At 44.7% G+C, this 25,618-nt stretch carries 25 protein-coding genes; 13 read left to right on the top strand and 12 right to left on the bottom strand.

Annotated elements, in window-relative coordinates; genetic code table 11:
• Positions 1-30: 30 nt before the first annotated feature.
• Entirely contained in the window at positions 31-1,548 is a 1,518-nt protein-coding gene (gene mmsA / locus JOD02_RS05075) for a multiple monosaccharide ABC transporter ATP-binding protein (protein ID WP_204487932.1), read from the top strand.
• Positions 1,548-2,723, top strand: coding sequence for a multiple monosaccharide ABC transporter permease (gene mmsB / locus JOD02_RS05070; RefSeq protein WP_204487563.1), 1,176 nt, complete (start codon positions 1,548-1,550; stop codon positions 2,721-2,723). The genes mmsA and mmsB overlap by 1 nt, the downstream gene beginning before the upstream one ends.
• 174 nt (positions 2,724-2,897) lie before the next feature.
• On the opposite strand, the gene JOD02_RS05065 is transcribed toward mmsB, so the two are convergent.
• The 8 genes from JOD02_RS05065 to JOD02_RS05030 form a co-directional block, all read right to left on the bottom strand.
• Complete coding sequence (locus tag JOD02_RS05065) at positions 2,898-5,270, bottom strand: glycoside hydrolase family 2 TIM barrel-domain containing protein (RefSeq protein WP_204487562.1); 2,373 nt, start codon at positions 5,268-5,270, stop codon at positions 2,898-2,900.
• Between the two features lie 157 nt (positions 5,271-5,427).
• Entirely contained in the window at positions 5,428-7,104 is a 1,677-nt protein-coding gene (locus tag JOD02_RS05060; protein ID WP_204487561.1) for a sensor histidine kinase, read from the bottom strand.
• Positions 7,101-7,781 carry a response regulator transcription factor gene (locus tag JOD02_RS05055; RefSeq protein WP_204487560.1) on the bottom strand — a complete coding sequence of 227 codons (681 nt, stop codon included), beginning with the start codon at positions 7,779-7,781 and terminating at the stop codon, positions 7,101-7,103. Before JOD02_RS05055 ends, JOD02_RS05060 begins: the two co-directional genes overlap by 4 nt.
• Positions 7,778-8,431 (bottom strand): phosphate signaling complex protein PhoU, encoded by a 654-nt coding sequence (phoU, locus tag JOD02_RS05050; RefSeq protein ID WP_204487558.1) that lies wholly within the window; start codon positions 8,429-8,431, stop codon positions 7,778-7,780. The genes JOD02_RS05055 and phoU overlap by 4 nt, the downstream gene beginning before the upstream one ends.
• The gene (gene pstB, locus JOD02_RS05045) at positions 8,431-9,177 is read right to left on the bottom strand and encodes a phosphate ABC transporter ATP-binding protein PstB (protein ID WP_204487557.1); all 747 of its coding nucleotides are present in this window, start codon (positions 9,175-9,177) and stop codon (positions 8,431-8,433) included. Before pstB ends, phoU begins: the two co-directional genes overlap by 1 nt.
• Positions 9,178-9,183: 6 nt before the next feature.
• Entirely contained in the window at positions 9,184-10,050 is an 867-nt protein-coding gene (gene pstA, locus JOD02_RS05040; RefSeq protein ID WP_204487555.1) for a phosphate ABC transporter permease PstA, read from the bottom strand.
• On the bottom strand, positions 10,047-10,898 hold the full coding sequence (pstC, locus tag JOD02_RS05035) for a phosphate ABC transporter permease subunit PstC (RefSeq protein WP_204487553.1): 852 nt from the start codon (positions 10,896-10,898) through the stop codon (positions 10,047-10,049). Before pstC ends, pstA begins: the two co-directional genes overlap by 4 nt.
• A gap of 87 nt (positions 10,899-10,985) precedes the next feature.
• Entirely contained in the window at positions 10,986-11,885 is a 900-nt protein-coding gene (locus JOD02_RS05030) for a substrate-binding domain-containing protein (protein WP_204487551.1), read from the bottom strand.
• A 255-nt stretch (positions 11,886-12,140) separates the two neighbouring features.
• Between JOD02_RS05030 and JOD02_RS05025 the strand changes: the two genes are divergently transcribed.
• From JOD02_RS05025 to JOD02_RS04980, 10 genes are all read left to right on the top strand, one after another.
• Complete coding sequence (locus tag JOD02_RS05025) at positions 12,141-12,575, top strand: OsmC family protein (RefSeq protein ID WP_204487549.1); 435 nt, start codon at positions 12,141-12,143, stop codon at positions 12,573-12,575.
• Positions 12,576-13,052: 477 nt separating this feature from the next.
• Positions 13,053-13,376: a PadR family transcriptional regulator gene (locus tag JOD02_RS05020; protein ID WP_204487547.1), complete on the top strand. Its 324-nt coding sequence runs from the start codon at positions 13,053-13,055 to the stop codon at positions 13,374-13,376.
• An 84-nt stretch (positions 13,377-13,460) separates the two neighbouring features.
• A complete protein-coding gene (locus JOD02_RS11785; RefSeq protein WP_204487546.1) occupies positions 13,461-14,186 on the top strand; it encodes a CBS domain-containing protein in 726 nt (241 codons plus the stop codon).
• A gap of 213 nt (positions 14,187-14,399) precedes the next feature.
• The gene (polX, locus tag JOD02_RS05010; protein WP_204487544.1) at positions 14,400-16,112 is read left to right on the top strand and encodes a DNA polymerase/3'-5' exonuclease PolX; all 1,713 of its coding nucleotides are present in this window, start codon (positions 14,400-14,402) and stop codon (positions 16,110-16,112) included.
• Positions 16,113-16,298: 186 nt separating this feature from the next.
• Positions 16,299-16,565, top strand: a complete 267-nt coding sequence (locus JOD02_RS05005; RefSeq protein ID WP_204487542.1) for a hypothetical protein — start codon at positions 16,299-16,301, stop codon at positions 16,563-16,565.
• 101 nt (positions 16,566-16,666) lie between these two features.
• Complete coding sequence (locus JOD02_RS05000; protein WP_204487540.1) at positions 16,667-16,876, top strand: type II toxin-antitoxin system VapB family antitoxin; 210 nt, start codon at positions 16,667-16,669, stop codon at positions 16,874-16,876.
• Positions 16,863-17,261, top strand: coding sequence for a type II toxin-antitoxin system VapC family toxin (vapC, locus tag JOD02_RS04995; protein ID WP_204487538.1), 399 nt, complete (start codon positions 16,863-16,865; stop codon positions 17,259-17,261). Before JOD02_RS05000 ends, vapC begins: the two co-directional genes overlap by 14 nt.
• Positions 17,262-17,381: 120 nt before the next feature.
• A complete protein-coding gene (locus tag JOD02_RS04990) occupies positions 17,382-17,840 on the top strand; it encodes an ADP-ribosylglycohydrolase family protein (protein WP_204487536.1) in 459 nt (152 codons plus the stop codon).
• A gap of 134 nt (positions 17,841-17,974) precedes the next feature.
• Entirely contained in the window at positions 17,975-19,459 is a 1,485-nt protein-coding gene (locus tag JOD02_RS04985) for an MATE family efflux transporter (RefSeq protein WP_243426358.1), read from the top strand.
• Between the two features lie 19 nt (positions 19,460-19,478).
• On the top strand, positions 19,479-20,459 hold the full coding sequence (locus JOD02_RS04980) for a small ribosomal subunit Rsm22 family protein (protein WP_204487534.1): 981 nt from the start codon (positions 19,479-19,481) through the stop codon (positions 20,457-20,459).
• 75 nt (positions 20,460-20,534) lie between these two features.
• Here the strand turns inward: JOD02_RS04980 and JOD02_RS04975 are convergent, their stop codons facing one another.
• The 4 genes from JOD02_RS04975 to JOD02_RS04960 all read right to left on the bottom strand — a co-directional run bounded on the left by JOD02_RS04975 (position 20,535) and on the right by JOD02_RS04960 (position 24,881).
• On the bottom strand, positions 20,535-21,059 hold the full coding sequence (locus JOD02_RS04975) for a GNAT family N-acetyltransferase (RefSeq protein WP_204487533.1): 525 nt from the start codon (positions 21,057-21,059) through the stop codon (positions 20,535-20,537).
• 41 nt (positions 21,060-21,100) lie between these two features.
• Entirely contained in the window at positions 21,101-22,072 is a 972-nt protein-coding gene (argF, locus tag JOD02_RS04970; protein ID WP_341534534.1) for an ornithine carbamoyltransferase, read from the bottom strand.
• Between the two features lie 122 nt (positions 22,073-22,194).
• Positions 22,195-23,397: an acetylornithine transaminase gene (locus JOD02_RS04965; RefSeq protein ID WP_204487531.1), complete on the bottom strand. Its 1,203-nt coding sequence runs from the start codon at positions 23,395-23,397 to the stop codon at positions 22,195-22,197.
• A gap of 110 nt (positions 23,398-23,507) precedes the next feature.
• Positions 23,508-24,881 (bottom strand): glycine--tRNA ligase, encoded by a 1,374-nt coding sequence (locus tag JOD02_RS04960; RefSeq protein ID WP_204487923.1) that lies wholly within the window; start codon positions 24,879-24,881, stop codon positions 23,508-23,510.
• Positions 24,882-25,189: 308 nt separating this feature from the next.
• On the opposite strand from JOD02_RS04960, the gene JOD02_RS04955 reads away from it, so the two are divergent.
• Entirely contained in the window at positions 25,190-25,453 is a 264-nt protein-coding gene (locus tag JOD02_RS04955) for an HPr family phosphocarrier protein (protein WP_204487529.1), read from the top strand.
• The last annotated feature ends 165 nt before the right edge of the window (positions 25,454-25,618 follow it).

Raw genomic sequence — 25,618 nt, 5'->3', positions numbered from 1 at the left:
GTTGATAGAGCGGTGGAATACATTCTTGAGATGAGGAATATCACAAAAGTTTTTCCTGGGGTAAAAGCGTTGGATAATGTTAACCTCAAAGTCCGAAAAGGTGAGATCCATGCCCTTGTAGGTGAAAACGGGGCAGGAAAGTCCACCCTTATGAATGTATTGAGCGGCGTTTACCCTTATGGGACTTACAGTGGTAGCATTTTGTTTGAAGGCAAGGAATGCGCATTTAAAGGCATTAAGGACAGCGAAAAGACAGGTATAGTCATTATTCATCAAGAGTTGGCTTTAGTGCCCTCTCTTTCTATAGGGGAAAATATATTTTTAGGTAACGAGCGAGCGAAAAAGTGGCTCATAAATTGGAACCAGACTTATGTGCAAGCTGTAAAGCTTATGAAAAAAGTGGGGCTCAGGGAAAATCCTGCTACCCTTATAAAAGATATAGGGGTGGGCAAACAACAGCTTGTGGAAATTGCAAAGGCACTGGCCAAGAATGTAAAGCTGCTTATTTTGGATGAACCAACGGCTGCTTTAAATGAAGAGGATTCAGAGAATCTTTTAAATCTCCTGCTGGAACTTAAAAAAGAAGGCATTACTTGTATATTGATTTCACACAAGTTAAATGAAGTGCTAAAAGTTGCTGATTCCATCACAATTCTCAGGGACGGCCGTGTGGTTGAAACCCTTGACAAACAAAAAGATGATGTAAGCGAAGATAGAATTATCAAAGGGATGGTAGGGCGTGAGCTTACAAACCGTTTCCCCGAGAGGACGCCTAAGATTGGCGAAGTCATTTTTGAAGTAAAAAACTGGACTGTATATCATCCTTTAATTGAAGGACGAAAAGTGATTAAGAATGTAAACATCAAGGTGAGGAAAGGTGAAATTGTAGGGATATACGGCCTTATGGGCTCAGGCAGGACCGAGTTTGCCATGAGCGTGTTCGGGAAATCTTATGGGAAGAATATAAGCGGTAAAATAATAAAGAACGGCAGGGAATTGGTTATAAACAGCGTACGCCAGGCAATAGAAAACGGGTTGGCTTATGTTACTGAAGATCGAAAATCAGCCGGACTTATTTTGATCGATGATATTAAAAGAAACATCTCTCTTGCAAGCCTTGATAACATAAGCAAAAACCTGGTGGTTGATGAAAACAGGGAAATATACGTTGCTGAGGAGTATCGCAGAAAGCTCAATATTAAGTGCAGCAGCATATTGCAAAAAACAGGCAATTTATCAGGGGGAAATCAGCAAAAGGTTCTACTCAGCAAGTGGATTTTTGCTAAGCCTGATATACTGATACTGGACGAACCTACCAGGGGTATAGATGTAGGCGCTAAATATGAGATTTATAAAATCATAAACAGCCTTGCCGATGAAGGAAAAGCTATTATCCTTATTTCGTCTGAGCTCCCCGAGATTTTAGGGATGTGCGATCGAGTATATGTTATGAATGAGGGAAGGATTGTAGGGGAACTTTACCGCAATGAAGCATCTCAAGAGAGTATAATGAAATGCATTATGCAGAGCATTAAGGAGGTCGTGTAATGCAGCACATCAAAGACGTCTTTAAAAACAATATAAGACAATATGCGATGTTCATCGCTCTCATCGTTATAACTGTATTTTTTCAGATTCTTACCAATGGTACTTTGCTTTTACCCATGAATGTTACAAACCTGGTTTTGCAGAACAGTTACGTGTTAATTCTGGCTATAGGAATGACGCTTTGTATATTGTCGGGTGGCAACATTGACCTTTCGGTAGGGTCTGTAAGTGCCTTTATCGGCGCTGTTGCAGGAACCCTTATAATAAACATGAAAATGGATGTGGGTTTAGCCATATTTATCTGCCTCTTAATAGGGATAGCGATAGGGGTATGGCAGGGGTTTTGGATTGCTTATTTAAGAATACCCGCTTTTATTGTAACCCTTGCCGGGATGCTTATGTTCAGGGGGCTCACCATTGCAATGTTAAAAGGGCTTACATTATCGCCCTTCCCCGAGAAGTTTCAGCAAATAAGTGCGGGCTTTATTCCGGATATGTTTAAAGGCCTTGGTATCAGCTTAAATATTACGGCGCTTATGGTTGGAGCCATTATTTCCGTAATTTATGTGATCTTCCAGTTTAAGAAAAGAGCAGAACAGAAAAGATACGGCTTTGAAGTAATCACAATGCCGCTGTTTATTATGAAGATTATACTGGTTCTCATTGGTATAAACTTGTTTGCTTATTGGTTGGCGGCCTACAAGGGATTACCCATTATACTTGTTTTGATAGGGATTTTGGTCTTTGTATATTCGTTTTTTACCACCAAAACCGTCCCAGGACGTTATATTTATGCTATGGGCGGTAACGAGAAGGCTGCAAAGCTTTCTGGTATTAATACCAATAAAGTCTTGTTTTTCACCTACGTAAACATGGCTTTTCTTGCAGCAGTAGCCGGTATCGTATTTGCAGCACGTCTGAATGCCGCTTCGCCCCAAGCCGGTATAAACTTTGAGCTGGATGCCATTGCGGCCTGCTTCATTGGGGGTGCATCGGCTTACGGCGGTATAGGTACAGTTACCGGTTCCATTATCGGCGCGCTGGTTATGGGTGTGCTCAACAATGGTATGTCCATAATGGGTGTAGGCAGTGATATGCAAATGATTATTAAAGGCTTTGTTCTGCTGGTGGCCGTGGCATTTGACGTGCTGTCAAAGAACAGGGCAAGGGCGTAAAATTAATTCTTTAGTTAGGAAAAATAATCCCTGCCTTGAAAAAAGGCAGGGATTATTTTGTTTTTTGTAAAGAGGGCTCTGTGATTTGTGTGGGTATTATTATGCCGAGACGACGGGTAAGGGATGGAGGCTGGGCCAACATCCGTAAGGTTTGATGTTGATTAAACAACAGTTTTACTTAACCTCTATAATTATTTGGGTAGCAGGAATGCCTTCTGCTGAAGCGGTCAAAACGATATTGCCAGGCTCCCCGTCGGCACGCACAACTACCATGGCACGGCCGTAGTACACCCTGCGCTGGTTTCCCACGTACATCTCTTCGCTTACAGGGTTTCCACTGCCCACAGCCAGCACCGACCCCACACCGCTGGCGGTGAAATAGATGTTGGTATCTGCACTGTGTACGACATTTCCTTCATTGTCTACTACTTCAACGGTAACATAAGACAGGTCTCCAAATTTTGCGTTTAGCTTGCTGCGGTCGGGTGTTAAGCGAATAGCTGCCGGTTTACCTGCGGTCTTAAGGACGGTACGGGAAGTTTCAACGCCTTTTTCATTATAGCCCACTGCTTCAAGTGTCCCAGGTTCATAAACCACTTCAAACGAGGCTATATACCTGTTGGGCTTTCCAGCGGGTTTGCGGCCAAGCGACTTTCCATTGAGGATGAGTTCTACCTCGCTGTCCATGCTGTAAACGTCCACTCTGGTGGGCTTGCCCTCAAAACCCGGCCAGGTCCATGACGAAACCACGTCAGGCCATCCCCAGCGTGAGATTTCGGCTTCTTTACCGTAATATTCCGGCTTGTAAACCGCAATATACGGTGCTTTGGCGATGCCCCATACGCAATCGCGGTAATAGGACTGGGGCCTCTTAAATCCGCATATGTCGATATCTCCACAAAAGGCCTGATGCCACGGGTATTTACCCAGGAAGCTCTTTTCTCCGTTGTACCATACGTGTCCGATGCCGGCTTCGCCAAGGTAATCTATGGCGGTCCATACGAAATCCCCTATTACGTAAGGCAGATGTTCAATGGTGGTCCATATATCGAAGGCTTCCATCGGGAAAGACTCGGTGCCACAGATTATACGGCCAGGGAATTTCTTGCCATCGCTTTCATAACGCTTTAAAAGATAATTGTATCCTACCACATCCAATGGCTGTGCAAATTCTTTTGTGACTTCACTCCAGACATCGTAGTCTTCAGGCAGGTCTCCCAGCTTTACCTTAAGCGCTTTGACCGCTGTATCGTCCCACAGGTCGCACAGCGCATTGGTGATGGCCCTTGTGTTGTCCAGGCTGCGGATGAAATCAGCCAGCTTCCGAGCATAAATGTAACCTTCCGAACGCCCATCCCTCTCTATAATTTCGTTGCCCGTTGACCACATTATGATGCAGGGATGATTTCTGTCGCGAAGTACCATGGACTCTATATCCTTTTGCCACCAGTTTTCGAAAAACAAGCTGTAGTCGTTGGGGTTTTTACCCTCACGCCAGCAGTCAAATGCCTCGTCGATTACCAGCATTCCCAGCCGATCGCATGCATCAAGAAAAGCGGGCGAGGGAGGATTGTGTGCGCAGCGCACGGCATTGAAACCGTTGGCCTTTAAAAGTTCCACTTTGCGTTCTTCTGCCCTGTCATAGGCTGCCGCTCCAAGCAGCCCGCAATCGTGGTGTACACAGCCACCCCTGAGCTTGATGGAGACGCCGTTTAGCCGAAAACCGTTTTGAGGATCGAAGGAAATGGACCTTATTCCTATTCGGGTTTCAGTGGTGTCAATTACTATGCCGTCTTTTATAACCTCGCTTTTCAAGGTATAGAGATAGGGATTTTCTATTGACCACAGGTTTGCGGGCGATACAGTAAGTTCCTGCTGGGCTTCTGTCTTACTTTCACCGGGAACGTTGAGTTGTATCTCGTCCATTGCTGCTATACTGCCGTTATCTGTTAGTAGTGTGGAGCGAATAGTGACATTTTGGGGTTTGTCAGTAATATTTTCCACTGTAGTTTTTACACAGACGGTTGAGCAGTCGGGGGAGACTTTAGGGGTTGTCGCATATACACCCCAGGGCGTTATATGTACGCTTTCGCCTATCAGCAGCCACACGTGGCGGTAAATTCCTGAGCCGCTGTACCACCGGGTATTGGGCAGTGCACTGTTGTTTACGGTGACGCAGATGGTGTTGTCCTGACCGTACAGCAGATACGGGGTTAAATCGCAATGAAAACTGGTGTAGCCATACGGATGACGGGCTATCAGCTGGTTGTTTAGGTGTACTGATGCGTTCATATAGACTCCTTCAAACTCCAGAATAACCTTTTTGCCCTTCCACTCAATTGGCGCGTATATGGTTTTTTCGTAGATTCCTATGCCACCGGGGAAAAATCCGTTACTGGCCCCCGCCAGCGTGTTCGGGTCTCTCTTTTGAATTATGCTGAAGTCATGAGGTAGGTCCACTACAGTATACTCGGATGGGATTTCCTGATTGAGCGACGTGCTTATGAGCTTGAACTTCCATTTCCTGTCCAGGTTTTGTCTTTTCATAATTTACAAGACCTCCCCTTTAATCTCGTTTATAAAATTATTTCTACTCGAGTTTTAAATATTCCTGCTTGTCTTGTTTGCTAATTTTTCTCTTTTTAAATAATGTTTAAACTCTGGCTAGATTTTCTTTAAAACCCGATTCATACTGATTTGCTGATTAGCTGTGGGGGACAGGAAAAATCACCCTTATTGTTGTGCCCTGTCCTGGCTGGCTTTCCAGCTCTATTTTGGCGTTGTGGTGCATTGCACCGTGTTTCACTATTGAAAGCCCCAGGCCGGTGCCGCCCGTTCGGCTGGACCTGCTTTTGTCTACCCTGTAAAAGCGTTCAAATACCCTGCTTTGATGTTCTTTTGGTATGCCTATTCCGGTATCCGAAACTGTCAAAATAACCTTATTATCTTGCTGTAAGATCGTTACATCCACTCTGCCGTTCTTTTTGTTGTATTTTATGGCGTTATCGCATAGGTTGTATATCATCTGTTCCAGTATTTCCTCTATTCCAAGGACAACGCCTTTGTCTCCTGATACAGTGACGGTGACGCCTTTTTCTTTTGCCAGCGGTTCTAAACGGGCGCATACTTTTTTGGCCAGTTCCAGCAGACTCACTTTTTTTCGGGGGATGTCGATGTGCTCCTCGTCAAGGCGAGAAAGTTTTATGATGTCGTCAATGAGGGAGATCAGATGGCGAGCTTCATTGTATATGCGCTCGGCAAAGCGAGGGATGTCTTCTTCCTTTACCATTCTGTTTTTAATGATTTCGGCATAGCCCAGTATGGAAGTGAGTGGCGTTTTAAGCTCGTGGGATACGTTGGCAGAAAATTCGCGGCGCATTTGCTCGGCAGCATACCTTTCGGTTATATCCAGAATTAGGACTACTGCCCCTTTTACCTGTCCGTTGGCCCAGACGGGGTTGGCTGTAATACGGTAATGACAGCTGCTCATTTCCAATATTTCTTCGCAGTGGTCACCCTCAAGGGCTTTTTTTACCGCCGCTCGTAAAGTTAAATCACGGCTCAAGGTGATGATGTTTTTATTGAGGTAGCTGTTTCTATCGTGGCCGCCGAAAATGCGTATGGCGCTTTTGTTGATTGAAAGGATATCGGCTTTTTCATTGAGAAGTATCAAGCCTTCATTCATATTTTCGGTTATGGCATTAAACTCCTCGTGCTTTTCCCTTAAGGCGCGCATCTGATCCTCTATCTGCTTGTTCTGCTGGGCTATGCGCATGAGCAGGGGTGACAGTTCATCGTAGACCTCATTGGATAATGGATTTTGGAGGTTTAGCGCATTAATTGGCTCAACTATTTTTTTGGTCTCGCGGCTGGCAATAAGCAAGGCGAAAGCAATGGTGACGGCAGTGATGAGCAGTGTATAGGGCACCAAATTAAGCATGGCGCTGTAGACGCTGTCAACCACATTTGCTACTCTCAGCACCATGCCATTTCTGAGAAGCACGGCGCAGTAGAACGTCTGCTTGCCCAGCGTTCTTGAGAGGCGTACCGACTTTCCTATGCCATTTTTTAAGGCAGCTAATACTTCTGGCCTGTTTCTGTGGTTTTCCATGTTTTCTGGCTTTTCAGCGTTGTCAAACAATACAGTGCCATCGCTTGCTATCAGGGTGATGCGATGCGCCTTTGCTGAGACGTTCTGCAATACTGGAACCGGGTCCTCTACGTTTTCAAGGCTTGCCGAGATATAGAAGGCCTCTTTTTCTATTTCTCTCTGCATGATGTGGAATATTTGCCTGTATACCACTGCAAAGGTCATGGCGCCGGACAACAATATAGTCAACACAGCTAGAAAGCACATGCTCAGAAATATTCTGCGCTTCATCTTTGTCCTCCAATTCGGTAACCCACTCCCCGTATTGTCTCTATCAGTTCAGCCCATTTGCCCAACTTTTGCCTAAGCAAGCGTATGTGGACGTCAACGGTACGGGTTTCGCCGTCAAAATCATAGCCCCAAACCGCCTCAAGGATTTTGTCTCGGCTGAGAACAATGCCCTGATTTTCCATGAGGTAGCGCAGCAGCTCGAATTCTTTGTGTGTGAGTTCAAGTTTCTTTCCCTCTATGGTAACCTCGTATTTTTCGGTGTCCAAAGTTATGGGGCCTACTGTCAATATCTGTGTTGGTTGATTTCCCCTGGCCGATGTGCGGCGCAGTACCGCCTTGATGCGCGAAATAAGCTCCATCATGCCAAAGGGCTTGGTGATATAGTCATCAGCACCGCTGTCAAGGCCTATTACTTTGTCGTACTCGGTTCCTTTTGCAGTGACCATTATAATGGGTATATCTTTGGTGGTGGGGTGAGACCTCAATTTCTTGAGGACCTTAAGCCCGTCCTGATCTGGGAGCATTATGTCAAGGAGTATGAGCTGTGGTCTTTGATTTGACAGCGCCTCAAAGAAGGCTTTGCCGTTTTCAAAGCCACGGGCTTCAAACCCCACCGTTTGTAGCGTGTACACCACCAATTCCCTTATGTTATCGTCGTCCTCGACGAAGAATATCATATCCTCTCTCCACCTTTATGGACCCCTGTTATGGAGTATTCCACCCATTCGGCAATGTTGGTGGCGTGGTCGCCTATCCTCTCGAAGTACTTGGCGATCATGAGCAAATCAACCGCGTACTCGCCGTTTTTCTTGTCATTTCCTATCATATCTATGATTTCCTTTTTTACCTGATTAAATAGGTCATCCACCACATCATCGTAATCGATTACCGACCTGGCAAGTTCCAAGTCTCTCCTAACGTAAGCGTCTATGCTGTCGGTTACCATTTTGATGGTAGCCTTAGCCATCTCTCCTATGTGCACTGCATTGTCCAGGGTGTGCACATTGCCCAGCAGGATTATCTCGGAGATATCGGCTGCCTGGTCCCCTATGCGCTCCATGTCGGTGATCATCTTAAGGGCTGCCGAGATCTGCCTCAAATCCCTGGCTACGGGGTGCTGATGGAGCAGGAGCTTGAAGCACATGCTTTCTATGTCCTTCTCTTTTTGATCGATCTCAGTATCTATGCGTAGGACTTCACGGGCCAAAGAATCGTCATGGTCTATCAAGGCTTTAGCGGCCTTTGATATTGCCGCTTCGCATAAAGCCCCCATCTCTATCAGTTGCTGGTTGAGCAGCTCAAGCTGCTCATCAAAGTTTCTCCTCATTATCCAAACCTCCCAGTTATATAGTCTTCGGTGCGCTTATCCTGTGGCATGAAGAACAGCTTTTCAGTATCGTCGTACTCTATTACTTCGCCGTTTAGCATGAATATGGTTTTGTCTGAGATGCGGGCAGCTTGCTGCATATTGTGGGTGACTATGATTATAGTATAATTCTTCTTAAGCTCAATCACAAGGTCTTCTATCTTTGATGTCGATATGGGGTCAAGGGCCGATGTGGGCTCATCCATGAGCAGGACCTCGGGCTCTACTGCTAAGGCCCTTGCGATGCACAGCCGCTGCTGTTGCCCTCCCGACAGCTCCAGAGCGCTTTTTTTGAGCCTGTCCTTTAGTTCGTCCCATATGGCGGCTGCCCTCAAAGATTTTTCAACGATTTCATCCAGCTTTACCTTAGAGCGTATTCCATGGGTGCGCGGTCCAAATGCGACATTGTCATAAACGCTCATGGGGAAGGGGTTGGGCTTTTGAAATACCATGCCCACCCTTTTGCGCAGCAGGCTTACGTCGATATCGTATATATCCTGCCCGTCAAGCAGTATTTTACCCGTTATTTTGCAGTTTTCTATTAGGTCGTTCATGCGATTGAGACATCTGAGTAAGGTTGATTTACCGCAACCCGATGGCCCAATGAGGGCAGTAATCTTATTGGCTTCTATATCCAAATTGATGTTCTTTAAAGTGTGAAGTTCTCCATAATAAAGGTTTAGATCCTTGATTGTCACTTTTACCATATCCCATTACCCTTTCGTGATTTTTTTTGCCATCATATTTGAAATCCAGTTTATTATCATTACAACGACCAGCAGTACAACTGCTGTGGCGTATGCCTGATTTATATACAGCCCTTCGCTTGCAAGGACATACATATGCACCGATAAGGTGCGGCCGGATGACAGTAGATTTTTGGGAATTTCAGCTACTGTTCCGGCGGTGTAAAGAAGTGCTGCTGTTTCTCCGACTATCCTTCCTACGCCCAGAATGATACCTGATAATATGCCAGGCATAGCGCTGGGCAGCACAATTCTAAATACCGTGCGCAGCTTGCCTGCACCCAGGGCAAAGCTTCCTTCGCGGTAGGAATTGGGCACGGCCTTTAACGCTTCTTCTGTGGTGCGCATGATGACAGGCAGTATCATTATGGTAAGGGTGAAGGCCCCGGCCAAAAGGGAAAATCCCCAGCCAAGGGCTGTAACAAAGAACAGCAGCCCGAATAACCCGTAGATAATGGAGGGGATGCCGGCCAGCGTTTCGGTGGTCAGCCTTATTATCTCGATCAGCTTGTTCCCGTGCCTTGCGTATTCCACCAGATAAACGGCTGAAAATATGCCCAGGGGTACAGCCGTGAGGAGGGCCACTATCACGATAATAAGGGTGTTTATGACGGCGGGGGTAAGAGACACATTCTGGGAGGTATATTCCCATGCAAACAGGTCAGCCGTTATATTTGGAATCCCTTTAACGAGGATGTATCCGATGATAAACAGCAGAATAGTTACGGTAATGGTAGTGGATAATACCACCAGTAACAAAAGCACAAGGGAAATAGGAGACCTTCTGTACATCTTTAGCCTGTGATGTATACTCTGCACCTTTGTTTTAATCATCTGTTTGCCCTCCTTATAAGCAAGGAGAATGAGAGATTGATGATGAGTATGAATACGAACAGTACCACTCCGGTGGCGATAAGCGCGCCTCTGTGCAGTTCAGCTGCGTAGCCCATCTCAATGACGATGTTGGCGGTTAATGTCCTGATGCCCTTAAGCAGACCGGCTGGCATCCTGGCCTGATTGCCGGCCACCATTATGACCGCCATGGTTTCGCCGATTGCTCGACCAATGGCCAGTACCACCCCTGCCATGATACCCGAGGAAGCGGCAGGCAGGGTGATGAAGAACACGCTTTGCTCATGAGTTGCACCAAGAGCAAGGCCGCCCTGATAGTAACTCTCGGGGACGGCGCGTATGGCCGACTCGCTTACGCTTATAACAGTGGGTAGTATCATGATGCCCAGCAAGATGGAAGCTGTCAGTATGCTGCTGCCGTTGCCACCAAAGGTATCCCGCACCAGTGGTACCAGCACCACAAGCCCGAAAAAGCCGTACACCACTGATGGTATACCGGCTAATAGGTCGACTGCGGGCTTTAAGAAACGGTATATATACTTAGGGCAGAATTTGGCCATATATACAGCTGTTAGTATGCCGATGGGAACGCCTGTTGCTATGGCGCCTGCTGTTACATAGATGCTCCCCAGTATCATTGGAAAGATGCCGTAAATGCCGCTGGATGGCTTCCATTTTTTTCCTAGGAGAAAATGCAGTACTCCGATTTCAGCCATAGCCGGTATCCCGTTAACAAACAAAAATAAACAGATCAAGGCCACCGCAAAGATAGAAGTGCAGGCGGCCAGCAAAAACACCGTTTGCATTATTTTTTCTCTGAAATGTTTCATCGTTGTATCACCATCTTCTTTAAATTAAAATGACTGGATGGATTTTGTCGAAAAAATTTTTTGTTGGAAGGGTTTATCTGTAGGGATTTATTCCATAACCTCGGACCATTGCGTTATTTCGCCCGTGAAAATAGCCCTGACCTGCTTACTCGTTAGGTTTTCCACCGGATTTTCTTTGTTGACGATTACCACAAGGCCGTCCATGGCAATGGTAATGGGGGTCAAACCGGCATTGAGTTCGCTCTCTTTCAATTCTCTGGAAGACATGCCTATGTCGCATATGCCCTCTATGGCGGCGTTGATGCCGGCGGTCGAATCGTTGGTCTGAATCTCGATTTGTGCGTTGGGGTTGACTGCAAGGTAGGCCTCTTTAAGCTTTTCCATAAGAGGGGATACCGATGAAGACCCCGCCACTACTACTTTTCCTGTGGGTTTGTTTCCGCTGTAAGAAGGTTTGTTAGATACCGGTATATACCCATTTTCTTCAACCACTTTTTGACCGTCGCTGCTCAAGATAAAATCGATGAAGTCTTTTGTGATGTCGCTTATATCGCCTTTTGTGACAATGATAAACGGACGGGCAACCTTATATTGGCCGCTCTTTACATTTTCTACCGTGGGCTCAACACCGTCAATTTTAAGAGCCTTTACGGTATCGTTTAAAGAGCCCAAGGATATATATCCTATGGAGTATTTGTCTCCTGCGACAGACGTCATCATTACCGATGTATTGTTCGCTATACGTGCTTCTTCGGTGGTGTAATCAATCTTATTTCCGCTGCTGTCTTTCTGCAGAATGCCAAACAGCTCTACGAAAGCGCCTCTTGTGCCCGATCCCTCTTCGCGAGAAATTACGTTAATTTCTCGTGAGGTGTCAAATTGGCTACCATCTTTGCTGCTTCCGGAGTTGTTATCCTTAGATCCACACCCTGCAAAAAGGGTCAACATGAATATTGCGCATATGAATAGTGTTATTGTTTTTTTCATAACGTATTCTCCTTTCTAACATGAATTTATTTGATTTCATTAAACAGTATAAAATGGCAATGTAAAGTTGGAGACAAGCCTGTGTTAAATCTATGTAAAATATTTTTGTGTTTTAAATGTCTTCTAAAGGGGTAAACATAATAAATAAGAATTTTTGCTTTGATGATGGTAAATGGGTTTCTTGTAACCATTGCTTCCTTTGGTGGGTTAGTCAACCACAAGGGAGTAGAAAATACTTTGTTAGGAGATGATGATATGCCGGATTTGAAATTTAAAGCAAAAGCCTACAGTGAAAACCCCACCAAGACGGTGGTGGAGACAAGGGGATTTAAGATTGTCATCGATGAGCCTGAGAGCTTGGGCGGGACCAATGCAGGGGCCAACCCGGTGGAGTATCTGCTGGCCGCTCTGGCTGGGTGCATCAATGTGGTAGCCCATGTGGTGGCAAAAGAGATGGGCTTCGAAATAAGGGGCTTGGAGATCGACCTTGAGGGAGATTTGAATCCCGCAAGGTTTATGGGCAAGTCTACCGCTGACAGGGCGGGGTACAAGGAGATCAGGGTGAATTTAAAGGTGGATACCGACGCCGATGCCGAAACGCTGTCTAAATGGCTTGACGCCGTAGAAGATAGATGCCCGGTGAGCGACACCCTGTCCAACGGTACACCGGTAAAGATAAGCCTGGCATGAAAATGGTGCACAGGCTGGTTGTATTAGGAATATGGAGGGAGTACGAGGGAAAGTAATCTCATTCAATTTTTTGCGAGGAAGACGGTATAGAAATGTTGATGTGGAAGCGTCCGCACACTCGTGACTTCAGTCGAGAGTAAGGACGCAGTAGGGTAGGAACTACCCGAAGTTACGCCTGTGGAGATAGTAGGTTGCGAGGTCAATAGAGCAGGAGTCTCGCGGATTTGGTCGTGAGAGGTTCAAAACAGGATTAAGAAGGTTGTGCTCAGGAAAGCTATATTTAGTAAATGCCAAGCATTTAAAAAGAGGGGTAGCCCGAGGAGCCTATAAGGCTTTGATAGGGGGCTGTCCTCTTTTTGTGTTTTTACATATGAAAAGTCTAGCCACGTCATTGTTGTATGTTTTAAGGTACATCTTTTCTGTATCGCTCCTAGATGTCTATATCGTTTTCTATGTAAATTTTCAGCTGCTATTTGTTTGACATTTACCAATACACAACTTAAAAAGGGCGTATTGGAGCTGTGCATCCTTTATCAGTTGAAGGATAAGGAACTGTACGGTTATCAAATAATGAAGGCTGTTAAGGACCAGTTCAGCGATGTATACGATGGATCAATATATGCCATACTCCGGCGACTTAACGCTGAAGGATACACGCAGACGTATATAAAAGACTCTCCTAGTGGACCTGCCAGGAAGTATTACCGCATCACTCCGGCAGGTGTTGATTATCTTAACAGGACGATAGCGGAATGGCAGATGTTGGTTGAGGGAGTTAGGAGGCTGGGAATACCTTTTTAGGGCCTTGTCTAGAAAAAACTGTATTTTCCGCATTTGAAGAAATCGATGAATAGGTGTAGAATGGTTTATAAGGGAGGGGGATGTGTGGAGGTGTACAGCCTGGAAAATGCCGAAAGGTTTTTGAATGCCTTCAACAGGATCGAGAACTTTTTGAGGAAGGAGACAAACAGCAAACCAGGGGTTTCATTTGTGGAACTTGTAAGTAGAGCATCCAAATTCAACAATGTGGTGGATAAGTACAAAGACGATTTGAGGGAGTTTGCCCAGCTTAGAAATGCCATAGTGCATCAGACCACAGAACAGCCCATAGCCGTTCCTATAGATGAGGTGGTGCAAAGCATTGAATTTATAGCCCAGTACCTATTATCGCCTCCCAAAGTGATACCCACTTTCCAAAGAAAAGTGTTTACGATGTATGATGATGATAGCGTTAGAAACGCGATGATAAACATGTACAGGAAAAAGTACTCTCAGATACCTATATATACGAGGGACGGCGAGTTTGTCTTTCTCTTGACCACATATACCATAACAATGTGGATGGGCGAATGCATGGATAAAAATATATTGAATCCGGGAGATTACCTCATAAGGGATGTGGCTTGCTATGAGGCCAACTGTGATAACTATCGTTTTGTAAGTTCGCAGGCCACATTATTCGATGTCCTCGAGATTTTTCACCATGCTCAGCGTAAAGGCACCAAGCTGGAAGCCGTGCTCATTACCGACAGCGGTAATATTCAGGACAAGCTTATGGGCATAATTACTGTGTGGGATTTGCCTCAAATAAATGAGATACTTAATTTGTAGAGGGATGCTCTATAGGTTTATCAACTAAATTATTTATGAAGAGAACTTATATTATAAGATAAACACCAAGGTTGTGGTATAATTTTCATATAGAAAAAGTGCAATTTTAAATGGAGATCTAAGAGGTCTAAAAACCGAATCTGCAAACAAGCCAAAACAAAGCTTTGAGACTTTTCGAGAGCATACACAATACATCATAAGGAGATAATCTTTATGGATAAAAAGACAGTGGCGGATATATTGAATGAGATTGGGTTACTACTTGAGCTTAAAGGAGAAAACCCCTTTAAATCGAGGGCCTACTACAATGCGGCGCGTATTATTGAGGTCCTTGACGAAGATTTGGAGGCGATGGTAAAAGAAGGGCGTCTTAAGGATGTAAAAGGCATTGGGGAGGCCCTTGAAAAAAAGATTACCGAGCTTGTAACCACGGGAAAGCTCAAGTACTATGAGGAATTGAAGCAGTCTGTGCCTCTCGGCCTTGTGGAGATGCTCAAAATTCCCGGGCTGGGGCCTAAGAAGATAAAGACATTGTACGACAAGCTGGGCATTACTACTATAGGGGAACTTGAGTATGCCTGTATCGAAAACAGGCTATTGAGCCTCCCAGGCTTTGGCGAAAAGACGCAAAAGAAAGTCCTTGAAGGCATCCAGTTCATAAAGCAGTTCAGCGGCCATCATCTATATTTTGAGGCTTACGAGGAAGCGGTAAGGCTTAAAGAATATTTGGAGAGTACAGGCCTAGTTATAAGGTGTGAGATTGCAGGCAGCATACGGCGCAAGAAGGAAATCGTAAAGGACATAGACATACTGGCCACCTCCGCTCAGCCGGAAAAGCTTATGGAGTGCTTTGTGAATTACCAGGGCGTCAAAGACGTGGTGGCCAAAGGCGATACCAAAACCAGTGTCGTTTTGAATTCGGGTATCAATGCCGACCTGAGGGTAGTGAAAGATGAGGAATTTCCTTATGCTCTGCATCATTTTACCGGAAGCAAAGAACACAACACTGCCATGAGGCACAGGGCAAAGGCCATGGGCATAAAGATGAACGAGTACGGGCTTTTCAAGGGCGATGTTTTAATAAGGTGCGCTTCCGAAGAGGAAATCTTTGAAAAGCTCAATCTGTGTTATATCCCGCCTGAGCTCAGAGAAAATGCCGGCGAGATTGAAGCGGCCGAAAGAGGAGAGATCCCAGTACTGGTGGAAGAGAAGGATTTAAAGGGCGTATTCCATGTGCACACGACGTACAGCGATGGGCGAAACTCCTTATCTGATATCGTACAAAGAGCTCGGGAGCTGGGGTACAGTTACATAGCCATTACCGACCACAGCAAGTCGGCCTTTTATGCCGCCGGGCTCAGCGAGGAAAGGCTTTTGGAGCAATGGGAAGAGATAGAGGCTTTAAACAGAGAATACGATGATATAGTTATACTAAAAGGCATAGAGGTGGATATACTGCCTGACGGTTCCCTTGATTACGGCGATGACGTCTTGGAGAAGTTTGATTTGGTGATAGCGTCCATCCATTCACATTTCAAGATGGGCAGGGAAGAGATGACGAGGAGGGTAGTAAAAGCCATTGAAAACGACCATGTACACATTGTAGGGCACTTAACCGGCAGGCTTCTGCTTTCAAGGGATGGCTATGAAATAGATGTGTATGAGGTCATTGAAGCTGCCAGGGAACATGGCAAGGTTATTGAGATAAATTCCAGTCCCTACAGGCTAGACCTTGATTGGCGGTACATAAAACATGCAAAAGAAAGAGGGGTAAAGTTTGCCATATGCCCCGATGCCCATAGCATAGAAGGGCTTGAAGACGTGAAGTACGGTATTGGGATTGCCAGAAAGGGCTGGCTTGAGGCCAAGGATGTCATAAACACATATGAGATACAACAGGTTTTAGATTTTTTGAGAAATACGTAATATGGGGAAAACCAGGGATGTGCTCCCTGGTTTTTTTGTGATTATTTTTCTCTTCCATGCATATTGATAATATTGATAGATTTGATTAAGGTATTAACTTCAGCAAAAGATAATGGTGGATTTTGAGTATGGCTCGTATTTTTTGAAGTCTGTTAAAAAATTAATGATGTTTTAGGAGGGGGTTTAATGACGATATATGATATTGCGATTATTCCGCTTATCGTGGGCATAGTGGAGCTTTTAAAGCAAATCGGGCTTCCATCCAAGTTTGCTGCCCTTGTGTCGGTATTGCTCGGGATAGCCATTGGAGTGGTATACCTCTCGCCCGATGATATCAAAAAGGGAATACTTGTAGGACTTGCTCTTGGCCTGGCGGCATCTGGATTGTATTCAGGGACAAAGAGCACTGTTGAAGGGGTTAAAAACTTGTTTATTGCAAAAGATAGAAAGTGATTGTGTTTTATTTTTCTTGTTTGCGTTAGTAATTGGACAGAAAATTATGAATTGACATAGGATAAAATGTGTATTAAAATACACATGAGGAGGTGTATAATGTGAGGACCAACATTTATATAGATGAAAAATTGATAGAAGAAGCTAAAAAGCTTACAGGGTTAAAGACAAAAAAGGATGTAGTAAACCTGGCTTTGGAAGAGCTGATAAAAAATCGGAGGCGTAAAAATCTTTTGGATATTCAGGGTAAGATAAGCTTTGTTGAAGATTATGATTATAAACAAATGAGGGGAAATCATGATTTTAGTTGATACATCGGTGATGATAGCCTTTTTAAAAGGGATAAAAAACAAGCAGACTGAGAAACTGGTTATGATAATAAAAAATGATTTGCCTTTTGGTATAAATGATTTCATATATCAGGAAGTGCTTCAAGGAGCAAGGACTAAAAGAGAATTTAATTTATTGAAGGAATATCTTGGAAGCCAGAGGTTCTTTAATTTGAAATATGGGAGAAAATCTTACGAGATGGCGGCAGAGCTGTATTTTAGATGCAGAAAACATGGAATTACTATACGCAGCACCATTGATCTATTAATAGCTCAGACTGCTATAGAAAATGACCTGTATCTTTTGCATGATGATAGGGATTTTTCGTTGATGGCCAGTATAGAGCCGAAACTCAAGGAATATTGAGGTATATTTTGATAAATGGTAGTTGAATATGATATGGTAAAAGAGTATAATGGAGTAGTAGTTGTATTGTCATTTTGGTAGGGCGTATACAGGATTCAAAAATATTAGGAGGAAGTTATTATGGAGTATCCACAAATACCCGACTACCATCTTCTCATTGACCACCTGGTTGAATATGCAAAATTACGATATGAATACGGTGCGCAGGGCGTTGAAAGCATTCTTCAAGAAGTCAAGAAAAGTTTAGAAGATGCTATTTCTCGTATAAATCAACTGCCAATTGATGAACAGATGGCTCGACAAGAGCCAAATTCTTTAAATGAAATTCGTAGTTTAAGGCTGGATGGGCCTAGAAGGTTATGGAAAAAATTTCAAAAAGATAAGTATGTGGAGAAATTGGAAGGAGCCCTTCTTGCGCGTATGGCAGGTTGTACCCTCGGGGCTATTGTGGAGGGTTGGTCAATAGAGAGTATGCAAGAATGGGCTAATTTTATTGGCGATCCTTTTCCGCCTGTTGATTACTGGTCCCAGGCTAAGAATCCTTCAGATATTTTACTCGCTTCTTTGATTTGTTGTTAGGAGCTAATTGCGAGGTAAATATAGCTTGCAGGAATTCTATCCATAAGTTTATATACGCTGCCCAGCGTAGCGTTTTATTTATTGTATGATATTTTAGATGTGTAATTTTATGTTTTAAAGGAAGTGTGGGTTAAATGAATGTTAGGCTGGAAAATTTGATGCTCAAACATCGTAGCCATGAACCTGGCCAGCCGGTACGTTTGGCTCTTGAATTGGTGGAACCGGGGGACCTGGAAAGCTGCCAACAACCCGAACGCGTTACAAAACAGCTCCCACCTGGTATAACTTCAAGGATGTTATATAGGGACATTATAAGGATAGCGTGGCCGGCCTTTTTGGAGTTTATTCTTACGCAGCTTGTATCCATGGTAGACATGATGATGGTGGGCCAGTTGGGACCGTGGGCTATTGCGGCTGTGGGGCTTACAAATCAACCCAAGTTTTTGCTTATGACCATGTTCATGGCCATGAATGTGGGGGCTACTGCTTTGGTGGCGCGGTATAAAGGCGAGGGGGATCAGCTTAAAGCAAATATGGTTTTACGTCAGGCATTGCTGCTCACGTTTGTGTTATCTGCGGTTTCTTCGATTATAGGATTTGTATTTGCTGAGCCTATGGTGCGATTTATGGGAGCAGCCGATGAGCAGACTTTGGCCGGTGGTACTATTTATTTGAAGATTCAGATGGTGGGGTTTGTGGTTTTGGCTCTAACCAGTACTATCACGGCGGCTCTCAGGGGTATAGGTGATTCAAGGACAGCTATGATTTATAATTTAACGGCCAATGTAGTCAACGTGATATTTAACTATATGCTGATATACGGGCATTTTGGTTTTCCCAGGCTGGAAGTAGCGGGTGCGTCTATCGCCACCGTCATTGGGCAGTGTGTGGCCTTTGTGCTGGCCGCACTTTCTATCCTTGGAGCTAACCGGTATCTCAGTATTAGCTTAAAGGATGATTTCCGGCCCAAATGGGATATAATAAAAAGCATATTCAACATTGGTATGCCTGCGGTGGTTGAGCAGCTGGTTATGAGAGTGGGGATGATAGCCTATTCGATAACGGTTGCGTCTTTGGGGACGGTGGCTTTTGCTACCCACAACGTGTGTATGAATATTCAATCCATGTCGTTTATGAATGGTCAAGCCTTCGGCGTATCTGCCACTTCGCTGATGGGGCAAAGCCTAGGGAGAAGGCGGCCTGACATGGCCCAGGCCTACAGCAGATATACAAGGCGTATGGGGATGATTGTTTCCCTGGTACTTGCAGCGATATTTATCCTGTTTGGCGAAGAGATAGTGAAATTGTACACTGACGATGAAACTGTTATAGAAGATGGGGCTAACATACTTAAATTTGTGGCTATCATGCAACCTTTCCAATCTTCCCAACTTATTCTGTCAGGTGCACTTCGAGGTGCGGGAGATACCCGGGCTATAGCCTGGATTATATTCATAACCGTATTGTTGGTGCGGCCAGGGTTGGCCATGTTTACCATCCATGTGCTGGGATGGGGCCTTGTAGGTGCCTGGATTGCATTGATGGCAGACCAGTTTCTAAGGTCGTTTCTAGTGGTTTTGAGGTTTAATTCAGGCAAGTGGAAAACTATAAAAGTGTAGCGAAGAAGGAGATTGGTGTATGCAACTACCATTTGAGCTGGCTACTGCAATAGAGGAGCAGCTTGCCTTTATATCCGCCAAAAAGCTTTCGGCTGTTGTGACTAGCCTTTCTGAAGATTATCGCAGCCGTAGGATATTGAATGGAGGGACTAATGCTTATATTGGTACTTACGAAGAAGCGCTTGCTTATGTGGCCTTCAGGATGCCTGCTACATTTGCTGCTGCATATTTTGCCCTGTCACAGGCAAGGGAACGGCTACCTGACTTAAAGCCCAAGACGCTTTTGGATGTAGGGGCCGGGCCGGGGACTACCATGTGGGCTGCCACTATGGTATGGCCAGAGCTTAATCACATAACCCTCATTGAGCGAGATCAAAAGATGATGGATATCGGCAAAGAATTGGTTAAATATGCTAAATTGCCCTCTATAAGGCAGGCAGAATGGATAAAGGCTGATGTGATGGGCGAGTGGGACGTTCCTCAGCATGATGTGGTTATAGCCTCATATGTACTCAACGAGTTGCCTCAGCAGAGCATAGGATCGTTTGCGTTAAGGCTGTGGGAGAAAACAGGCTCTCTTTTGGTTTTCATTGAGCCGGGAACTCCGGCTGGATTTTCATTGATAAAACAAGTGCGACAGCGACTCCTGGTAGAGGGAGCTAGCATTGCAGCTCCCTGTCCCCACGGCAAATCCTGCCCTGTTGCTGAGGACGACTGGTGCCATTTTTCACAGAGGCTTAATCGTAGCCGGTTGCACAGGCAGGTTAAAGGGGGCATTCTCTCATATGAAGATGAAAAGTTTTCCTTTGTGTGTTTGTCACGCGTCCCTGGATCAGATATAAAAGGTATAGTAGTAAGACACCCGCAAATAAAAAAGGGGCACATCTCTTTAAGAATGTGTACCCCTGAAGGGATTGTAAATATAGCTGTTAGCCGCAAGGAGAAGGAAAGGTTTAAACAAGCCCGCAAGCTGGATTGGGGTTCGATTGTACATTGGTAATATATGTTACCTTGCTGCCTACGAGGCATTATTATTTTTCATGGTAAAATTTATTCAGCGCTTTAGACCTCATTCTCATTTGGCATAGGCTGCATTTAAATCCGCTTCTAAATTCGCACTGTCGCACTGCTCCAGCTCTTTGCACAAAAGCGCACGGATATAGCCGCGATCGGTGGACGTGGAATGGATATAGAACCCCATTCCGTAATAGAAGCGTATGAGTGATGTCATTTTTGAAGCGGTGTGAAGTGTAAGCACGCGCAATCCTAACTTCCTGGCTTCTTCTTCTACTGCTTTGATGAGGGCTTTTCCTACACCGCAATTTTGTACCTGCGGACGTACGCCAAAACGGCTGATATAACCCACTCTGCCTGGAGGCAGAACCTCTAGGCGGATAGTGCCCACAGGTTGACCGTCAAGGAAAGCTATCAATATGGTCTTTTTCCGCATTTCTTCCAATATGGTGTGAGGGGTTTCCTTAAGTGCTGCTACTTTATCGGGAAGGCCTAGTTCCCTCGCGTATTCTTTGAATGCTTCTTGTACGATCTCGTGTATTGCAAAGACGTCCTGTTCACATGCTTTCTTTATCACCAGATCCATCTTCACTCGTCTCCTTTTCACATGGAAAATCGAAGTCTTTGTTAATATTGCCTATCTCCCATCAGGAGCAGCATAATTGCTTTGTGAACATGCAATCGGTTTTCAGCTTCGTCAAATACTGCCGATTGTGGACCGTCTATGATATCATCGGTTACTTCTTGACCGCGATGGGCTGGCAAGCAGTGCAGGAAGATTGCATCGCTTTTAGCGTGGGAAAACAGCTCCCTGTTTACCTGGTATGGGCCAAATACTCTTACACGAGTTTCAGACTCGTGTTCCTGCCCCATGCTGGCCCATACATCGGTATATACCACATCTGCATCCTTTATGGCTTCCACCGGGTCATTGGTTATCAATACTTTGGCTCCTGTGGCCTTTGCATTTTCCTTTGCCATTTTGACGATTTTCTCTTTTGGTTCATAACCCTGGGGAGAAGCTATTGATATGTGCATCCCGACTTTGGTGCAACCGATAAGCAGGGAATGAGCTACGTTATTCCCGTCTCCTATAAAGGCCAGCTTGAGGCCGCTTAAAGTGCCTTTTTTCTCGTATATGGTCATAAGGTCGGCCAGTATTTGACAAGGATGCAAAAGGTCTGTAAGTCCGTTTATGACAGGTATAGAGCTATATTTGGCAAGTTCCTCTACGTCTTCCTGTTTGAAGGTTCTTATCATTATACCATCAAGGTAACGGGACAGTACCCTGGCGGTGTCGCTTATGGTTTCGCCTCGGCCAAGCTGAATGTCGTTAGCGTTTAAAAAAAGGCCATATCCCCCAAGTTGGTAAATGCCTACCTCGAACGAAACCCTGGTTCGGGTGGAGGACTTGGTGAATATCATGCCCAAAGTTTTACCTTTAAGATAAGGATGAGGGATATTTGCCTTCAGCTTTTTCTTAAGGTCAAAAGCGGTACTCAATACCTGGTATATTTCATCCTGGCTGTAATCCTGCAGGGTTATAAGGTGCTTTTGCGAAAAAGGTTTTTGCGGTTTGTAGTTATACAGGTCTATCACGTCATTTCACTCCTTTTGCAGTTTTTCTGTTAACCGGTATTGTTGTTTTATTGCGGAATTACTTTTTGTCTTTTACAAAGGCAACCATTTTTAGCTTGATTTGTCATCTTGTTTAGACTGTTTTATCTATAAGTATTTGTGAATATTTGCTCTAGGGCATCTATCAGGCCGTCAATCTCTTGCTGGGTGATCACCAAGGGAGGTACAAACCTCAAGGTGTTGTGCCCGGCGCAGTTTATTATGTATCCATGGTTTAGCGCTTCTTTTACTATCTCTTTGCCGGGGATAGACGGGTCAAGCTCCATGCCCAGCATAAGTCCTTTTCCTCTCACGTCTTTTATAAAGGGGTATTTATCTTTTAGGTATAGAAGCCTTTGTTTAAAGTACTCTCCCAGCTGGGCACATCTATCAATTAATCCTTCGTTTAGGAGGGTGGTAATCACGGCTGTGGCTGCTGCGCAAGCAAGAGGATTGCCGCCAAAGGTTGAGCCGTGGCTCCCCGGCTCAAAGGCCGATGCCGCGCTTTCTTTGGCTATTATGGCTCCTATCGGCACGCCGCCCCCCAGCCCCTTTGCAAGCGTGATGATGTCGGGTTGTATGCCAAAGTGCTGATATGCAAACAGCTTACCGGTTCTTCCCATTCCAGTTTGAACCTCGTCGAGTATGAGTAAAATGCCCTTTTCCTTGCACAGCTGTTCTACGCCCTTTACATATTCATAAGTGGCCTCTATGACTCCACCTTCACCCTGTATCAGCTCTAGCATGATGGCGCACGTGGTATCGGTAATGGCACTTTTTAGTGCTTCCAGATCGTTGTAGGGTATGCTTTTAAAGCCCGGTGGCATGGGCACAAAGGGCCTCTGATATTTTTCCTGACCTGTAGCAGCAAGGGTAGCCAGAGTTCGTCCGTGAAAAGAATTTATGGCCGTTATTATTTCATATTTATTCACGCCCTTGTCCCAAAAGTATTTTCTGGCTAGTTTGATTGCTCCTTCATTGGCTTCGGCTCCGCTGTTTGCAAAAAACACTCTGTCACCGCAGCTGTTTTCTACCAATAACTTTGCCAGCTGGGCCTGGGCTTCGATGTAAAACAGGTTTGAACAGTGGATCAATTTCTTTGCCTGGGAAATAATTGCCTCTACAAGAGCAGGATGTCCATAGCCTAGCACGTTTACAGCTATCCCAGCAACAAAGTCGATATATGCTTTTCCTTCTTTATCGTACAAAGTAGATTGCTGTCCGTATTCAAATGCTACCGGTAATCGGTCCCCAAAAGTATTCATGTAATACTTTTTATCAAGGGCTATTATTTCCTGTATATCCATCTTTTGACCTCCTTCTGGATTTATGTTTATAATTATACACTAAAATGAATAAAAATGCAAAGGGTTTTAACAAAAAAGCCGAGCTATTGCTCGGCTTTTGAAGTGGCCTTTTAAAATTGTGTCTTCTCCTCTAAATAATCTTCTACCTCATCCACCTTGATTCTTATTTGCTCCATGGAATCCCTGTCTCGGATTGTAACGGTGTTATCTTCCAGCGTATCGAAATCCACGGTGATGCAGAATGGGGTTCCGATCTCATCCTGACGCCTGTAACGCCTGCCGATGCTACCGGTCTCATCGTAATCTACCATGAACTTCTTGAGTAGTTCATGATACAGCTGTTGTGCCGGGTCACGTAGTTTCTTTACCAGGGGCAGCACCGCTGCTTTGAAGGGAGCCAGGGCGGGATGTAGCCTTAGTACCGTCCTCAAATCTCCGTCTTCTAATTGTTCCTCATCGTAGGCGTTACACAGGAAGGCCAGCATTATGCGGTCAACGCCTACCGAAGGCTCTATACAGTAGGGAATATACTGTTCATTTGTTATGGGATCTAAGTAATTGAAATTTTCGCCCGAATATTTTGCATGCTGTTTTAGGTCAAAATCGGTTCTGTTGGCTATTCCCCATACTTCCCCCCAACCGAAGGGGAACTTGTATTCTATATCGGTGGTGGCTGTACTGTAATGGGACAGCTCCTCCGGTGTATGATCCCTGAAGCGGATGTCTTCTTCTTTCATCCCTAGGTCTATGAGCCATTTTCTACAAAAATCCTTCCAGTACTGAAACCATTGCATGTCTTCACCGGGTTTACAGAAAAATTCTAGCTCCATCTGTTCAAATTCCCTGGTTCGGAATATAAAGTTGCCGGGGGTAATTTCGTTGCGAAAGGCCTTGCCTATTTGACCGATGCCGAATGGAATCTTTTTGCGAGATGTCCTAAGGACGTTCTTAAAGTTGACGAATATGCCCTGTGCCGTTTCAGGCCTTAAATACAGTTCTGATTTTGAATCTTCAGTGACGCCCTGAAAGGTCTTGAACATCAGGTTAAAGTACCGTATTGAAGTGAAATTGTGTTTACCGCATTCAGGGCAGGGAATTTGATGTTCGCGTATGTAGCTCTCCATCTGCTGGTCGCCCCATCCGGCCACCGAGGGATTGGGTATACCTTGGGCTGCCATGTAATCTTCAATCAATTTGTCGGCACGAAAACGGGCTTTACATTCCTTACAGTCCATCAATGGATCGTTAAACCTCTCTAAATGGCCAGAAGCCAGCCAGGTACGGGGGTTCATGATGATGGCTGTATCCACGCCAACGTTGTAAGGACTTTCCTGAATGAATTTTTTCCACCAGGCTCTTTTGATGTTGTTTTTAAGCTCCACTCCCAGAGGGCCGTAATCCCAGGTGTTGGCCAGTCCGCCGTATATCTCTGAACCGGGGTAGATAAAGCCTCTGTTTTTACATAGAGCTACTATCTTGTCCATCTTATCCTGTATATCCACGCTATGTATACCTCCTCATCATCGATTTGACTTAAGGTTGCTTTTGCTTCAAAACTGTGAATGTTCACGGTTATCAAAATAATATCATACTATGGGTACGGTTTCAACCGCTGTGTGTTTACTAAAATATTGCAGATTTAGAAAAAGTGAGTCGTTAAAATACAAGTTTTAAATTTTCTGTGAACATCAGCATTGTATTTTATGTCAAATTGCAGTACAATATAGAACAAGTGAATATTTTTTTATTTTTTCGTGATAACGTTAGAGGGGAATGGGGAAGAGAGAGCAAAATGTTGGAGAGGGATTTTGTCGTTGAAAACGAAATAGGCCTTCATGCCCGGCCTGCTGCTAAGTTTACAAAGGTTGCGAATAGCTATAAATCAGATGTTTTTGTCATAAAAGATGGGAAAATAGGCAATGGGAAAAGCCTGCTGTCCATACTCGCGCTGGGGATCAATAAGGGATGTAAGTTCAAGGTCCAGGTGGTGGGGCCTGACGAAGCAGAAGCTTTGTGTGGTATTACCAAACTTATAACCAGCAATTTCGAAGACTGAACCGCCAGTTAACCTGGCATTTTTTAATTTAAGCAGAGACATTTTCGATGTGAATGTACTCATTCGGTTACGCCGACCTCAAATCTACTTCATAAAAAATTACAGAAGAAAAAATATCCAGATATATTTTTTAAAATTTGCAGCACACTATAACCGATGGTTTTA

It is taken from the genome of Caldicoprobacter guelmensis (genome assembly GCF_016908415.1).
In the GTDB taxonomy this organism is placed as follows: Bacteria; Bacillota; Clostridia; order Caldicoprobacterales; family Caldicoprobacteraceae; genus Caldicoprobacter; species Caldicoprobacter guelmensis.
Note: the sequence above shows the minus strand (reverse complement) of the source record. Positions and strands in the feature narration are given on the sequence as shown.

Bases quoted from the DNA above. Each gene is read 5' to 3' on its own strand.
- phoU (WP_204487558.1), bottom strand. From the start codon at position 8,431: ATGAGGAGAAACTTTGATGAGCAGCTTGAGCTGCTCAACCAGCAACTG.
- pstB (WP_204487557.1), bottom strand. From the start codon at position 9,177: ATGGTAAAAGTGACAATCAAGGATCTAAACCTTTATTATGGAGAACTT.
- vapC (WP_204487538.1), top strand. From the start codon at position 16,863: ATGATTTTAGTTGATACATCGGTGATGATAGCCTTTTTAAAAGGGATA.
- JOD02_RS05005 (WP_204487542.1), top strand. From the start codon at position 16,299: ATGACGATATATGATATTGCGATTATTCCGCTTATCGTGGGCATAGTG.
- JOD02_RS05060 (WP_204487561.1), bottom strand. From the start codon at position 7,104: ATGAAGCGCAGAATATTTCTGAGCATGTGCTTTCTAGCTGTGTTGACT.
- mmsA (WP_204487932.1), top strand. From the start codon at position 31: ATGAGGAATATCACAAAAGTTTTTCCTGGGGTAAAAGCGTTGGATAAT.
- polX (WP_204487544.1), top strand. From the start codon at position 14,400: ATGGATAAAAAGACAGTGGCGGATATATTGAATGAGATTGGGTTACTA.
- JOD02_RS04960 (WP_204487923.1), bottom strand. From the start codon at position 24,881: ATGGACAAGATAGTAGCTCTATGTAAAAACAGAGGCTTTATCTACCCC.
- JOD02_RS04980 (WP_204487534.1), top strand. From the start codon at position 19,479: ATGCAACTACCATTTGAGCTGGCTACTGCAATAGAGGAGCAGCTTGCC.
- JOD02_RS04955 (WP_204487529.1), top strand. From the start codon at position 25,190: ATGTTGGAGAGGGATTTTGTCGTTGAAAACGAAATAGGCCTTCATGCC.
- JOD02_RS04990 (WP_204487536.1), top strand. From the start codon at position 17,382: ATGGAGTATCCACAAATACCCGACTACCATCTTCTCATTGACCACCTG.
- JOD02_RS05065 (WP_204487562.1), bottom strand. From the start codon at position 5,270: ATGAAAAGACAAAACCTGGACAGGAAATGGAAGTTCAAGCTCATAAGC.
- JOD02_RS04975 (WP_204487533.1), bottom strand. From the start codon at position 21,059: ATGGATCTGGTGATAAAGAAAGCATGTGAACAGGACGTCTTTGCAATA.
- JOD02_RS04985 (WP_243426358.1), top strand. From the start codon at position 17,975: ATGAATGTTAGGCTGGAAAATTTGATGCTCAAACATCGTAGCCATGAA.
- pstC (WP_204487553.1), bottom strand. From the start codon at position 10,898: ATGAAACATTTCAGAGAAAAAATAATGCAAACGGTGTTTTTGCTGGCC.
- mmsB (WP_204487563.1), top strand. From the start codon at position 1,548: ATGCAGCACATCAAAGACGTCTTTAAAAACAATATAAGACAATATGCG.
- JOD02_RS04965 (WP_204487531.1), bottom strand. From the start codon at position 23,397: ATGGATATACAGGAAATAATAGCCCTTGATAAAAAGTATTACATGAAT.
- JOD02_RS05030 (WP_204487551.1), bottom strand. From the start codon at position 11,885: ATGAAAAAAACAATAACACTATTCATATGCGCAATATTCATGTTGACC.
- pstA (WP_204487555.1), bottom strand. From the start codon at position 10,050: ATGATTAAAACAAAGGTGCAGAGTATACATCACAGGCTAAAGATGTAC.
- JOD02_RS05025 (WP_204487549.1), top strand. From the start codon at position 12,141: ATGCCGGATTTGAAATTTAAAGCAAAAGCCTACAGTGAAAACCCCACC.
- JOD02_RS05055 (WP_204487560.1), bottom strand. From the start codon at position 7,781: ATGATATTCTTCGTCGAGGACGACGATAACATAAGGGAATTGGTGGTG.